12 protein-coding genes and 1 pseudogene are annotated in these 12,540 nt (G+C 65.1%); 6 read left to right on the top strand and 7 right to left on the bottom strand.

Annotation, left to right across the window (positions count from 1 at the left end):
• The first annotated feature begins 46 nt into the window (after positions 1-46).
• The 5 genes from G8O24_RS30590 to G8O24_RS30570 are packed head-to-tail and all read left to right on the top strand — an operon-like array spanning position 47 to position 4,663.
• The gene (locus G8O24_RS30590; RefSeq protein ID WP_188105894.1) at positions 47-826 is read left to right on the top strand and encodes an SDR family oxidoreductase; all 780 of its coding nucleotides are present in this window, start codon (positions 47-49) and stop codon (positions 824-826) included.
• Positions 827-833: 7 nt separating this feature from the next.
• A complete protein-coding gene (locus G8O24_RS30585; protein ID WP_188105892.1) occupies positions 834-1,979 on the top strand; it encodes a pyridoxal phosphate-dependent aminotransferase in 1,146 nt (381 codons plus the stop codon).
• 12 nt (positions 1,980-1,991) lie between these two features.
• Positions 1,992-2,873: an alpha/beta fold hydrolase gene (locus G8O24_RS30580; RefSeq protein WP_202988785.1), complete on the top strand. Its 882-nt coding sequence runs from the start codon at positions 1,992-1,994 to the stop codon at positions 2,871-2,873.
• A gap of 3 nt (positions 2,874-2,876) precedes the next feature.
• Positions 2,877-4,130 carry a Zn-dependent hydrolase gene (locus tag G8O24_RS30575; RefSeq protein WP_188105888.1) on the top strand — a complete coding sequence of 418 codons (1,254 nt, stop codon included), beginning with the start codon at positions 2,877-2,879 and terminating at the stop codon, positions 4,128-4,130.
• Between the two features lie 2 nt (positions 4,131-4,132).
• Positions 4,133-4,663 (top strand): flavin reductase, encoded by a 531-nt coding sequence (locus tag G8O24_RS30570; RefSeq protein ID WP_188105886.1) that lies wholly within the window; start codon positions 4,133-4,135, stop codon positions 4,661-4,663.
• Positions 4,664-4,751: 88 nt separating this feature from the next.
• Here the strand turns inward: G8O24_RS30570 and G8O24_RS30565 are convergent, their stop codons facing one another.
• Genes G8O24_RS30565 through G8O24_RS30540 form a run of 6 tightly spaced genes read right to left on the bottom strand, consistent with a single transcriptional unit; the run spans position 4,752 to position 12,221 of the window.
• Positions 4,752-5,966: a M20 family metallopeptidase gene (locus tag G8O24_RS30565; protein WP_188105884.1), complete on the bottom strand. Its 1,215-nt coding sequence runs from the start codon at positions 5,964-5,966 to the stop codon at positions 4,752-4,754.
• 15 nt (positions 5,967-5,981) lie between these two features.
• Positions 5,982-7,556, bottom strand: a complete 1,575-nt coding sequence (gene nikE, locus G8O24_RS30560) for a nickel ABC transporter ATP-binding protein NikE (RefSeq protein WP_188105882.1) — start codon at positions 7,554-7,556, stop codon at positions 5,982-5,984.
• Positions 7,553-8,383: an ABC transporter permease gene (locus G8O24_RS30555; RefSeq protein ID WP_188105880.1), complete on the bottom strand. Its 831-nt coding sequence runs from the start codon at positions 8,381-8,383 to the stop codon at positions 7,553-7,555. The genes nikE and G8O24_RS30555 overlap by 4 nt, the downstream gene beginning before the upstream one ends.
• A complete protein-coding gene (locus G8O24_RS30550; RefSeq protein ID WP_188105878.1) occupies positions 8,376-9,323 on the bottom strand; it encodes an ABC transporter permease in 948 nt (315 codons plus the stop codon). The genes G8O24_RS30555 and G8O24_RS30550 overlap by 8 nt, the downstream gene beginning before the upstream one ends.
• A 14-nt stretch (positions 9,324-9,337) precedes the next feature.
• Entirely contained in the window at positions 9,338-10,885 is a 1,548-nt protein-coding gene (locus G8O24_RS30545) for an ABC transporter substrate-binding protein (protein WP_188105876.1), read from the bottom strand.
• Between the two features lie 19 nt (positions 10,886-10,904).
• Positions 10,905-12,221, bottom strand: coding sequence for a M20 family metallopeptidase (locus tag G8O24_RS30540; protein WP_188105874.1), 1,317 nt, complete (start codon positions 12,219-12,221; stop codon positions 10,905-10,907).
• A gap of 77 nt (positions 12,222-12,298) precedes the next feature.
• On the opposite strand from G8O24_RS30540, the gene G8O24_RS30535 reads away from it, so the two are divergent.
• Positions 12,299-12,451 carry a GntR family transcriptional regulator gene (locus G8O24_RS30535; RefSeq protein WP_244646077.1) on the top strand — a complete coding sequence of 51 codons (153 nt, stop codon included), beginning with the start codon at positions 12,299-12,301 and terminating at the stop codon, positions 12,449-12,451.
• Here G8O24_RS30535 and G8O24_RS44515 read toward each other — a convergent pair.
• Positions 12,421-12,540 (bottom strand): annotated as a pseudogene (locus G8O24_RS44515) (GntR family transcriptional regulator); the annotation flags it as partial. The gene G8O24_RS30535 and the pseudogene G8O24_RS44515 sit on opposite strands and share 31 nt — an antisense overlap.

The following is a 12,540-nucleotide window of genomic DNA, read 5'->3' as shown; positions in this document are numbered from 1 at the left end:
AAATTGCTAGACATTGTATATCTAGCTTGCATCCTGGAGACTCGGAGTGGACCTGAAGCTGACGAACAAGACCGCCCTGATCACCGGCGCGTCGAAAGGAATTGGACTTGCGGTGGCCGAGCTCTTTGCGGCGGAGGGGTGCCATTTGCATCTTGCCGCCCGCAATGGCGAAGCCATGCTCGAGACCAAGAAGCAGCTCGAAGCCCGCCATGACGTGACGATCACCATCCACGCGCTCGACCTGTCGAGCACGTCAGCGATGGAGAAGCTCGCCGCCGAAGTCGGCGACATCGACATCCTCATCAACAATGCCGGCGACATCCCCGCGGGCTCGCTGGAGATCCTCGACGATGCCGCCTGGCGCCGCGGCTTCGACCTCAAGGTGTTCGGCTACATCACGCTGTCGCGCCTCTATTATCCGCGGATGAAGGGCAAGGACGGCGTCATCCTCAACATCATCGGCAATTCCGGCGAGAACTGGGATGCGAGCTACATCGCCGGCTCGACCGGCAATGCGGCGCTGATGTCCTTCACCAAGGCGCTCGGCGGCCGTAGCCTCGATCACGGCGTGCGCGTCGTCGCGGTCAATCCGGGACCGGTGGCCACCGATCGCATGCTCAAGATCATGAAGCGCAAGGCGATCGACATGCTCGGCGACGAAAGCCGCTGGGAGGAGCTGTTCGATAAATATCCGGGCAAGCGCCCGGCGACGTCGGAGGAGGTCGCCGATCTCGTCGCCTTCCTGTCCTCGCCGCGCTCCGGCTACATCACCGGGACGGTGGTGACGATCGACGGCGGCATCGCCGCGCGCGGCTCGGTGATCTGAGGCGTCGATGTCCGGAGCGCAATCCGCGGCGCTGGTCCGCAACCGCTATTTCGACGAGCTGTCGGCCACGCCGGGACTCTACTGGCTCGGCCAGAACACCAATCATATCGAGAGCCATCCTGCCGTGCGCGAGGCGATGCTGCGCTCGATCGAGGCGGGCGAGTTCAACGCCTATGCGCCGCCGCTCGGCTTTGAGGCGCTGCGCGCTGCGATCGTGGCCGATCTCGGCATACCCGGCGCAGAAGCGCTGGTGACCGAGGGCGGTGTCAACGCGCTCGCCATGATCTGCCGTGCACGCTGCAAGCCGGGCACGACGCTAGTGACCACCGATCCGACCTGGAAGTGGCCGTGCCTGTTCGCGCGCCAGCAGGGGGCCGAGGTGATCGAGATTCCGATCTACGATCCCGCCTGCAACTACCGCCTGACGCCTGAGGCGTTGAAGGCAAATGTCGATGAGCGCACTGCGATCATCTATCTCGTCGATCCCAACAATCCGCTCGGCATTCGCTACACTCGGGAAGAGATTGAGAGCTTTGCCGCGATCGCGCGTGATTGCGGCGCGCTGCTGGTGCACGACTGCACCTATCGCGATTTCGCCGATGGGCACACGCCGGCGCTTCACGCGGCGCCGCAAGGCTCGGTGGTCTCGACCAGCTTCTCGAAATGGCTCGGGCTCGCGGGCTTGCGGATCGGCGCGCTCGTCGCAGCGCCGGATCTGTTCGAGGAACTGGCACAGACCTCCACCAGCGTGCTCGGCGCCAGCGTCATCGCCCAGCGCGCGGCGCAGGCGGGCATGTCGGTCAAGGCCGAATGGATGAAGACGGTCCGCAGCACCGACCGGGCCAACAAGGCGATGATCCAGGAAGCGGCTGCCGCTATCGACGGATTGGCGCTGCCGATCATGCCCTCCCACGGCAATTTCCTGGTGCTGGAGACCATCGCGGCCGGCATCCGCCCGGAAGCGCTGGTCGAATGCTATCGCCGTCAGGGCATCATGATCCGCCAGGGCACCTACCACACCCAGCGCTTCGGCGACCGTTTCGTGAAGATCAGCACCTCGGTGCCGCAGGCCTGGGTCGAAAAGCTCTGCACGCTATTGCCGGAAATGGTCGCCGAGGCGCGCACGCTCAACGACCTGCCGCCGCAATTCTAGGGGACGATGCCGTTGACGATGATCTCTGCGAAGGATGGCGTGAAGCTGCACGTGGAGGAAGCGGGCGAGGGCACGTCGATCCTCTTCATCCACGAGTTTGGCGGCAATCACGCCAGCTGGGAGCCGCAGCTGCGCTATTTCAGCCGGCGCCACCGCTGCATCACTTACGCCGCGCGCGGCTATCCGCCGTCGGACGTGCCCGACGGCGTGGAGGTCTATTCGCAGGCGATCGCCGCGGACGACGCGGTCGCCGTGCTCGACGCGCTCAAAATTGAGAAAGCGCACATCGTCGGCCTGTCGATGGGCGGCTTCTGCACGGTGCATTTCGGCCTGCGCACGCCGGAGCGTGCCTTGTCGTTGACGGTGGCCGGTGCCGGTTATGGTTGCGAGAAAGAGTTCGAGGAATATTTCCGCGGCGTCTCGCTCGAAGTCGCCGACAATTTCGAGAAGCAGGGTGCCAAGGAATTTTCCAAGATCTACGCGCTCGGTGCGAGCCGGGTGCAATTCCAGAACAAGGATCCGCGCGGCTGGCAGGAATTCGCAGATCGTCTCGCCACCCATTCCGATCGCGGCGCCGCCAACACGATGCGCGGCGTCCAGGCGCGGCGGCCGTCCTTCTATGACCTCGAAGATGGTCTGAAGAAGATGATGGTGCCGACGCTGGTCGTCGTCGGCGACGAGGACGATCACTGTCTCCAGCCCGGCATCTTCCTGAAGAAGACCATTCCGGCCTGTGGCCTCTCGGTCTTCCCCAAGACCGGCCACACGCTTAATCTGGAAGAGCCTGCGGCGTTCAACGCGCTGCTCGCCGAGTTCATCGCCCAGGTCGAGGCCGGACACTGGCTGCCGCGCGATCCGCGCGCCTTGCCGGGCCAGATCATGCGCACGAAATAGTCGATGGGATCCGCCACTCTGATCAACGCCAACCGGCTCTGGACGCGGCTGATGTCGCTCGCCGAGATCGGCGCGACCCCGGCCGGCGGGGTCAATCGCCAGGCATTGAGCGACGGAGAGATTGCGGCCTGGCGCTGTGTCATCGGATGGGGCCGCGAGGCGGGTTTGACACCGTCGACGGATGCTGCGGGAAATCTGTTTCTGACGCTGTCCGGCCGCGATCGCGCCGCGCCGCCGCTCCTGGTTGGCAGTCATATCGACAGCCAGCCAACCGGCGGCAAGTTCGACGGCGCCGCCGGCGTCATGGCGGCGTTGGAGACGGTCGTCTCTCTCGCCGAGCAAGGCGAGAAGCCCGCGCGCGATATCATCGTCGTTGCCTGGATGAACGAGGAAGGCTCGCGTTTCGCCCCGGGCATGATGGGCTCGGAAGCCTTTACCGGCGAACGCCCCGTGGACGCGATCCGCGCCGCGCGCGATGCCGACGGTATCAGCGTCGGCGAGGCGCTTGATCGGTTCCACCAGGCTTTTCCTGATGTGCCGCATCGTCCGCTCGGCTTTGCGGTCGGAGCCTATCTCGAACTGCATATCGAGCAGGGACCGGTGCTGGAAGCGGCGGGCCGTACCATCGGGGTCGTCACCGGCATCCAGGGCAAGAAGACCTTTCAAGTCGTGGTCGAGGGTGCCGAGGGTCATGCCGGTACGCTGGCGCAGTCGGAGCGGCGTGATGCGCTCGCCGCCTTTGCGAAAGTAGCGGCGGCGCTCCATGCCGAGATTGGCACCATCGATGCCGACATCAAGTTCACCATTGGCCGGGTCACGGTCGTGCCGAATGCGCCATCCGTGGTGCCGTTGCGCGTCACCTTCAGCATCGATCTGCGTCATCCCGATAATGCGGTGCTCGATAGCGCTGGCACGCGCATCACGGCTCTGTGCCAGGAGAATGCTCCGCCGTGCACGGCGACGGTGACGCCGCTCGTGGATGCGCCGTCGAACGCTTTCGATACGCGCCTGCGGGCAAGCATCGCCGAGGCTGCGCGAGAGCAGGGGCATTCCGCGATGGATATCCTCTCCGCGGCCGGACACGATGCCCGTCATCTCGCAAAAATCTGCCCAGCCGCGATGATCTTCATCCCATGTCGCGACGGCGTGAGCCATGTCGAGCACGAATGGGCCGAGCCCGATCATGTCGCCGCCGGCGCGTCCGTGCTGGCGCAGGTGCTGCGCGGACTCGCCCGTGCGCCTGCCGTCGAGGCGTGAGCATGCAGGACATCGCCCCTCAGGACTACCGGGACGCGATGGCCTGTCTCGGCGCCGCCGTCAGCATCGTCACGACCGACGGCGGCGCGGGCCGTGCCGGATTTAGCGCCTCGGCGATTTGCAGCGTCACCGACGATCCGCCGACGCTGCTCGTCTGCATCAACCGCGCATCCTCCGCCTATGCCGGCGTCACCGGCAACAAGGTGGTGTGCGTCAACGTGCTCTCCGCCCGGCACGAGCCGCTGTCCCGCCTGTTCGGCGGCAAGGTGCCGGCCGACGAACGCTTTGCCGCCGCGGCGTGGTCGACGCTTGAAACCGGTGCGCCGGTGCTGGCCGACGGCGCCGCCGCGTTCGACTGCCGGATTGCGAGCGTCGTCAATGTCGGCACGCACGATGTGCTGTTCTGCCGGGTCGTGGCGCTGCAGAGATCCGGCTGCCTGGACAATCTGATCTATTTCGGCCGTGCCTACCATACGGTCGGAGTGACCACTCGAGCCGAGGCTGGATCCGACCTCGCTCATGGCCGATCCTGATCGTGCTGACGCGTGCGTCAATTCGTCGATCGGAAACAACATCGTCATTCGCCGTCGTCGGGGACAGATGCGCGCTTTCGAGTGCCCGTCAGCCGCAGATCTCGAGGATGGCGAGCACGTAGATCCGGATCATGTCGGTGAAGTCGACGATATCGACCCGCTCGTCGGGCATGGTGTTGTAGCGGCCGCCGGGGCCGCAGACGATGCCCTCCATCTTGCCGTAATAGTGCAGATGACCGGCATCGGTGCCGTAGAAGCAGCTCGGCGCAACGGGCCCCGTCGGCTGGTCCTCGCCGCGCACCGCGCGATAGGCCCGATTGACCGCTGCGACGATTGGGCTCGTGCGCGCCACCTCGAACGGCGGCATCGTCGGAACGCCGGAGCGGTCCTCCGACATGATTTCGGCCTTGAGGCCGGGAAAGCGGGCCTTCAGCGCTTCGAGCTCGCGGCGCATGTCAGCCATCGCGCCGGCTTCGGTCTGCCCCGGCGCATAGCGGCCCGAGCCTTTGATCCGCACGAAGTCCGCAACCTGGGGCGTACGCCATTCGTGCAGCTCGCGCCCGAGCGCGCCGTGGACGACGCCAACATGGACCCGATTGATCCGTTCATGCTCCGGGGAGAGCGCGCCGGAGAACTTCATTGCGTTGAGGCGCGGAATGAGGTCGCACGCTGCGGTGATCGCGTCGACCGCCTCTTCGCGCTTGGACAGATGGCGGGTATCACCAGTCAACTCGATGATGAACATGAACGCCGCGGCATGCATGGTCATCGCCTTCAGATCGGTCGGCTCGGAATTGATGAAATAGTCGGCGCGGAGTCCCTGCTCGATCAGCGAGTAGGTGCCGACGCCGCCTTGCAGCTCGCCGACGACGTAGGTGAGAATGACATCGCCCCGGAGCTTGACGCCGGCATCGATCAGCGTCTTCACCGCGCAGAAATAGGCGGCGTCGCCGGCCTTCATGTTGGAGACGCCGATGCCGTAAATGAAGGCGTCGTCGACCTTGCCGGCCCACGGATCGACGGTCCAGCCCTCGGTCACCGGGTTGGTGTCGAGATGGCCGTTGAACATCAGGCTGTTGCCGCCGCCCGTGCCCTTCCAGCGGCCGACGGCGTTGACGCGGCCCTCACTGCCAAACGGCGAGAGCTCGGTGTCGAGGCCGATCTCGCGCATGCGGCCTGCCATGTAGGAGGCGAGCTGCTTCTCGCCATCCGACTTGGAGTAGCTCTTGTGCTGCACCATGCACGACAGCAGGTCGAGGGCCGCGGGCACATCGATCCGGGCGAGAAGTGCGTTGTGATCCATGGGAGAAAATCCTTGTCAGCCGACCGGTACGGGGGAGGCGGCCATCAGTTCGCGGGTATAGGGATGAACGTGATCTGCGTCGAAATCCTCGATCGGCAACAGGTCGACCATCTCGCCCCCGCGCATCACCGCGATGCGGTGGGCGATTTGACGGATGAGGTTGAGATCGTGGGTGATGAAGAGAAAGGCGGTGCTCGTCGCGGCGCGCAGCGCCAGCAGCAATTCGATGATCTGAGCCTGCACGGAAACGTCCAGCGGCGCGGTGATCTCGTCGCAGATCACGAGCTTTGGCCGTGCGGCAAAGGCCCGTGCGATGGCGACACGCTGCTTCTGGCCGCCGGAAAGCTGGTGCGGCCAGCGACCGGCAAAGGACGCCGGGAGGCGGACCTGTTCGAGAAGGCGGGGAATCTCGGCGGTGTTGCCGCCATACAGCTTCAGGGGACGCGACAGGATTTCGCTGATCCTCTGCCGCGGATTGAGCGAGGAATCCGGATGCTGAAAGATGATCTGGACGTCGCGGCGATAGGCCGCGTTCATGTCACGCGCCCCTGTGATCTCGCGATTGTCGAAGCGGACCTTTCCCGAGAACCGGGCAAGACCAGTGAGCGCGCGTGCGACCGAGGATTTGCCCGACCCGGATTCGCCGACAAGGCCGAGGATCTCGCCGACCCGCACGTCGAGGCCGATGCGCCTGGTCGCAGGCGGCGCCGCATGGCCGAAGAGGCTGGCGCGGCCGTAGTGAACTTCGATGTCGGAGGCCGCGAGAAGAACCTCGTCGCTGGGCCTGTCGTGAATGAGACGCCGTTCCGGCCGCGGCACGGCCTGCACGAGGGCCTGCGTATCGGCATGACGCGGCGCGCGAAAAATATCGGCGGCCGGCGCCTGCTCGACGAGACGGCCGTGCTTCAGGACGGCGACCCGGTCGGCAACACGCGTCACCAGCGCAAGGTCGTGGGAGATATAGAGCGCGGCAACGCCGGTTTCTTCGCGCAACCGCGCAAACAGTTCGAGGATACGCGCGCCGGTGATGACGTCGAGCGCCGTGGTCGGTTCGTCGAACAGGATGACATCGGGCCGGCACCCGAAAGCCGCGGCAATGATGACACGCTGCTTCTCGCCGCCGGAGATCTCGTGCGGATAACGGAGCATGATCGCGGCGGGATCGCGCAGTTCGACATGACCGAGCAGGTCGATCGCCAGCGCATTCGCCTCGCGCTGGCCGAGGCCGCGATGCTGGACCAGCGTCTCCGTCACCTGCCGGCCGACGGTGAGCGTCGGGTTGAGCGCGGTCGACGGATCCTGGAACACCATGCCGAGCCGGCGCCCCCGGACTTTCGTTAGCTCGCGTGGACTGAGGCGCTGAAGGTCGGTGTCGCCGAGATGTAGGGAGCCTGCGATCTCGCGGGCATTGTCGGGCAAATGGCGCATCAGCGCCCAGGCGAGCGAGCTCTTGCCGGAGCCGGATTCCCCGACGAGGCCCAGAACCTCGCCCGGCTCGATCTGAAGCGAGATGTCGTGCAGAACGTGCACCGGTCCCGCGGCGGTCGCGTAATCGAGCGTATAATTCTTGATGGCAAGCGCCGGGGTCACCGTTCATCCCTCGGATTGAGAGCGTCGCGAAGGCCGTCGCCCAGGAGGTTGAAGGCAATGGCGGTGAGTGCGATCGCAGCCGACGGTGCGATCAGCCCCCATGGCGCCTGGTACATGTATTGCCGGGCATCGGCGACCATGAGTCCCCATTCGGATGCGGGCGGCTGTGCGCCGACCCCGAGGAAGCTGAGCGTTGCGAACAGCATCACGGCAAAGGACACGCGGATGGTGGATTCGATCACGATCGGCGCCATCACATTGGGCAGCATCTCGCGGAAGATGATCCAAGTTGCGCCCTCGCCACGCGCGATGGCCGCCTTGACGTAATCCTGATTGCGTATGTTGAGGGCGACCGAGCGGGTGACGCGCGCCATGCCCGGCGCAAAGGCAATCGCGATGGCGATGACCGCGTTGCCGGCGCCATTGCCGAGCGTCGAGACCAACAACAGAGCCATCAGAAGGCCGGGGATCGCCATCACGGCATCGTTGGTGCGCATGATGGCCTCGTCGATCCGGCCGCCAAGATAGGCCGAACCGACACCGACAATGGCGCCGACCGCGCTGCCGGCAAGGGTCGCGATGAGCGCCATCGGCACGGTCGAACGCGCGCCGACCATCAGGCGGCTGAGGATGTCGCGGCCGAATTCATCCGCGCCAAGCCAGTTGTGCCAGCCGGGCGAGCGAAAGCGGCCGAGAAAATCGATCTTCTCCGGCGCGTATGGAGCGAGCGCCGGCCCGAACAGGCATGTAACGGCAATGAGCGCCAGCAGCGCGACGCCGACGAGCCCCTGCGGTCTGCGGATCAGGCGGATGAAAAGCTCAGTCATAGCGGATCCGCGGGTCGAGAACGGCATAGGCCAGGTCGGCAAGCGTGTTGGTGACGGCGTAGGTTGCCGCCATGATCAACGCGCCTGCCTGGATCGACGGCAGATCGCGCGCGGTGATGGCCACCATCAAGGCCCGTCCGATGCCGGGAATGGCGAATATCTCCTCGATCACGATGATGCCGCCGAGCAGGTAGCCGACATCGAGCGCGATGATCGTCACGACAGGCAACAGCGCGTTGCGCAGCGCGTGACGGAACAGCACGCTACGTTCCGGCAAGCCCTTCAGGCGCGCTGCGCGGATATAGTCCGATCTCAGCACGTCCAGCGTCTCGGAGCGCATCATGCGCATGACGTGCGCGATCAGGATCACCGAGATCGTCAGCACCGGCAGCGCCAGATGAGAGATGCCATCGCCAAAATTTTCCAGCGGCGAGACGTAGCCGGTGGCCGGCAGCCAATGCAGCGTGTCGGCCAGCAGCAGCGCGAGCAGCGTGGCGGTGACGAACTCGGGCAGCGAGACCCCGAGATAGGCGATCAGGCTGACACCTGTGTCGGCGAGCCTTCCTTGGCGGAGCGCCGCGATCACACCGAGCGGCACGGCCACGATCAGCGTCACGACGATGGACGCGACCGCGAGCAGCAGCGAACGCGACAGCGCCGTCAGCATGTCGGGGCCGACCGGCCGGCTCGTCCGCATCGAGATGCCGAAATCGCCGCTGAAGATGCGGCCGGCCCAGTGCAGATATTGCTGCCAGGCAGGATCGCCCAGCCCGAGCTTTGCCCTGAGCGCAGCCAGCATTTCCGGCGTCGCATTCTCGCCCAGCAGCGACTGGGCCGCGTCGGCCGGCAGGATCTGTGTGATGGCGAACACCAGCATCGAGACCACGACGACGGTGTAGATCATCAACAGCAGACGGCGCGCGAACCAGGCAAGCGACACCCGAAGTCTCCGTGTCAGCCGCGCTTCGGCGCGCCGGCGCCGAGCGAAACCAGATCGAGGCGGAACACCGAACCGCGAGGATGCAGCGTGTAGCCCTCGACATAGGAGCGCTGTGCGGCAAGAAGGTCGAAGAACGCCGAGATCACGCTGGGGACCTCCGCGTTCATCATCTCCTGCGCCTGGGCATAGAGCGCGGCGCGCTTGGTCTCGTCGGTCTCGACGCGGGCTGCATTGATGACGGCATCGAATGCGCTGTTGTTCCAGTGCGTCTCGTTCCAGGCCGCATTGGACGTGTAGAGCAGGTTGAAGATTCCGTCGGCCGTCGGCTGCATGTTGTAGAAGCCGACGTAGAAATTGCCCTTCTTCCAGACCTGGTCGAGATAGGTCGCGTGCGGCATCGTCTGCACGTTGATGCGGAAGCCGGCCGCCGCGGCCATCTCGCGAACCGCGACGCCGAGCTGGGTGCGGGTCGCGGGGCGGTCGGATGCGATTAGCGTCAGGTCGATGCCGTTGGGATAGCCGGCCTCGGCCAGAAGCTGCTTGGCCTTGGCGATATCGGGCTTCTTCATCGGGATATTCTTGTAGAAGTGATAGGCGGAATTGAGCGGCGTGTCGTTGCCCGGGGTGCCGTAGCCGCCGGCGACAAATCCGACGGTGGCCTCGCGATCGACCGCCAGCGCCAGCGCCTGGCGGACCCTGACGTCGTTGAACGGCTTCTGGTCGCATCCGAGGTTGATGTTGAGGAATTGGCCGGAGGCCGTGCGCAGCGCCTTGACGCCGCTCGCCTTCACGAGCCGCTCGTATTCGCCGGGCGTCGTCGTCAGCAGCAGGTCGATCTCGCCGGATATCATCGCCGACGCTTCCGCGGTGCGATCGGGGTAGACCAGCAATTCCACGCGGTCGAGGTAAGGCCGGGTCGGGTCGTAATAGGCGGCGTTGCGTTCGACCACGATCTTCCGGTCGGGCTCATACGAGACGAGCTTGAACGGGCCGGTGCCGTTTGCGGTGGTCGAAAGGCTGGCGAGATCGGAGGCGATCACCTTGGCCGGAACGATCCGCGCGTTGAGATAGGTCAGGGCCACCGGCAGGTCGGCGTAGGCGCCTGATAGCGTGAATTTGACAGTCAGGGGATCAATCGCTGCGACCTCCTTGATCGGACCGACATTGGTCCGACCAGGGGATGCGGTCTTCGGATCGAGGATGGCATTGATGCTGGCGACGACATCTTCCGACGTCAGCGGCGAGCCGTCATGGAACGTCACGCCAGGGCGCAGTTTGAAGGTCCACTCCGTGCGTGTCTCGTTCGGCTCCCAGGAGAGCGCGAGGTCCGGCTCGACGGTCATGTCCGGCTTCAGCCGGGTCAGGTTGGAGTAAAGCAACTCGGTGACGAGATATTCCGGATTGACCCGCGCCAGCATCGGATGGATCACCGACGCAGCTTGGTCCAGCGACATCCGCAGCACGCCGCCGCGCCTGGGAGCATCGGCGACGGCGATCTTGGGCAAGGTGACGAGACCGATGGCAGTCCCGGCGAGAAACGCGCGGCGGGTGATGGACAACATGGGAATACGCTCCAGGAGTTTAGCGAATGGCGATTGCTTCGGGCGAAAGATCGGGATGGAATTCGGCGGAAAGGTAAGCGAGGACTGACTTCGCCAGCGTGACGATGTCGGTGACGGTCGTGAATTCGCCGGGCGCGTGGATGCGGCTTTCCGGCCGGCCGAGGCCGCTCAGCAGGATCTCCTGCATCCCGGTCTGTTGCACCCAGCCAAAATCAGAACAGCTCGTCGCACCCCATTTGGCGAAATCGTCCGATGCGTATCCAAACCCGGCCGACAGCGCCTCTTGCCAGCGCGGCCAGTGCGGGCCTGTCGGATCGGATGTCGGCATGAGGTGGCCTGTGAGCACCACGTCGACCGCGGCTCTGGGGGCGGCGGCAAAGACGGCGTTCTCGATTTCGGCACGCGCGGCCTGAAAGTCCTCCTCCGGCGCATAGCGTCGACAGACGAGAATTTCAAAGAGCGATGGAATCTGGCCGCCGCATTGGCCACCATGGGCTGCGGAAATATCAAGCTGGCCGGCGAGCGGATGCGCCGCATGCGGCGGCGCAGGCAGGGTTGACGTCCGCGTGGCGATCGTCGGTTTCAATGCTGCGAGCGCATTGAGGATCGGCAGTGCGGCCTCGATGGCGTTGGCGTCGGCTCCTGCGCTCGCGGCCTCGCTCGCATGATGTGTCCTGCCGCGGACGCGCACCAGAAGCGTGAAGAGGCCAAAGCAGCCGGCCCAGATGCGCGGCGCCGCGGCGCCGTTGAAGTTGAGAATGTGACCTTCAAGCAAACCTTGCTCCGCCAGATAACGCACGCCGGGATAGAGCCCGCCTTCTTCGTCAGTGCAAAGCAGCAGCATCGGGTCGTAGCCGAGTGGAAGGCCGATCGTGTCGGCGGCGCGCAGCGCGAGCAGCACGGCCGCGATGGTGCCCTTCATGTCGGCGGCACCGAGGCCGATCAGGCGATCGCCATCGCGGGTCAATTGCCACGGATTGGAGGCCCAGCCGGGCGCAGCCGGAACGGTGTCGACATGAAAATATAGCCCGAGCACCGGCTTGTCCGAGCGGCGGCGCGCGATGAGATTGGTTCTGCGCCCCTGCGCCGGGCCGCCAGCCACGCGCCACAAATGTTCGGGGACATCGACGCGCTGGCAGTCCAGGCTGAGCGGTGCAACGACGCTCTCCATCAATCCGGCAAACGCTTCGTATCCCGCGCCGGGCGGGAAGGCCGTGTCGATCGCTACCATCCGCACAAGATCGTCGATCGCACGGTCGGCCGTGCGCTCGATCTCGGCGAAACCGTCGGCCAGCGTCGGGCCGGCCCGTCCGGGGCTTGGCGATGGAGAAATCATTTGCGGCGGCTCATTTCTATATTCTATAAAGAAATAGACGAAGACGATTGCTGTCAATTCCAAAGAATGAGGCAGGCGTGACCGGTAAACAGGCAAGAGCAGCGGCGAGCGGCCTATCGAGCCTGCCGGTCCCGCTGTACGAGCACGTCAAGCGGCAGATCGCCGAGGCGATCCTGGTGGGCGAACTGGCTCCGGGCACGGAGCGTTGGAGGCTGCCGTCTTCGCCATGAAGTCGGAAATACTGGAAGAAAAAGCGCAGACCGTGTTGCGGTGTGCGGCCGGTCACGACCGTCCCGGTCTTGCGCCGGCGCACCAGCAT

The organism is Bradyrhizobium campsiandrae (assembly GCF_014529705.1).
Classification (GTDB): Bacteria; Pseudomonadota; Alphaproteobacteria; order Rhizobiales; family Xanthobacteraceae; genus Bradyrhizobium; species Bradyrhizobium campsiandrae.
This window is presented reverse-complemented; position numbering and strand designations above follow the sequence as displayed.

Bases quoted from the DNA above. Each gene is read 5' to 3' on its own strand.
- G8O24_RS30585 (WP_188105892.1), top strand. From the start codon at position 834: ATGTCCGGAGCGCAATCCGCGGCGCTGGTCCGCAACCGCTATTTCGAC.
- G8O24_RS30575 (WP_188105888.1), top strand. From the start codon at position 2,877: ATGGGATCCGCCACTCTGATCAACGCCAACCGGCTCTGGACGCGGCTG.
- G8O24_RS30570 (WP_188105886.1), top strand. From the start codon at position 4,133: ATGCAGGACATCGCCCCTCAGGACTACCGGGACGCGATGGCCTGTCTC.
- G8O24_RS30565 (WP_188105884.1), bottom strand. From the start codon at position 5,966: ATGGATCACAACGCACTTCTCGCCCGGATCGATGTGCCCGCGGCCCTC.
- G8O24_RS30555 (WP_188105880.1), bottom strand. From the start codon at position 8,383: ATGACTGAGCTTTTCATCCGCCTGATCCGCAGACCGCAGGGGCTCGTC.
- G8O24_RS30545 (WP_188105876.1), bottom strand. From the start codon at position 10,885: ATGTTGTCCATCACCCGCCGCGCGTTTCTCGCCGGGACTGCCATCGGT.
- G8O24_RS30540 (WP_188105874.1), bottom strand. From the start codon at position 12,221: ATGATTTCTCCATCGCCAAGCCCCGGACGGGCCGGCCCGACGCTGGCC.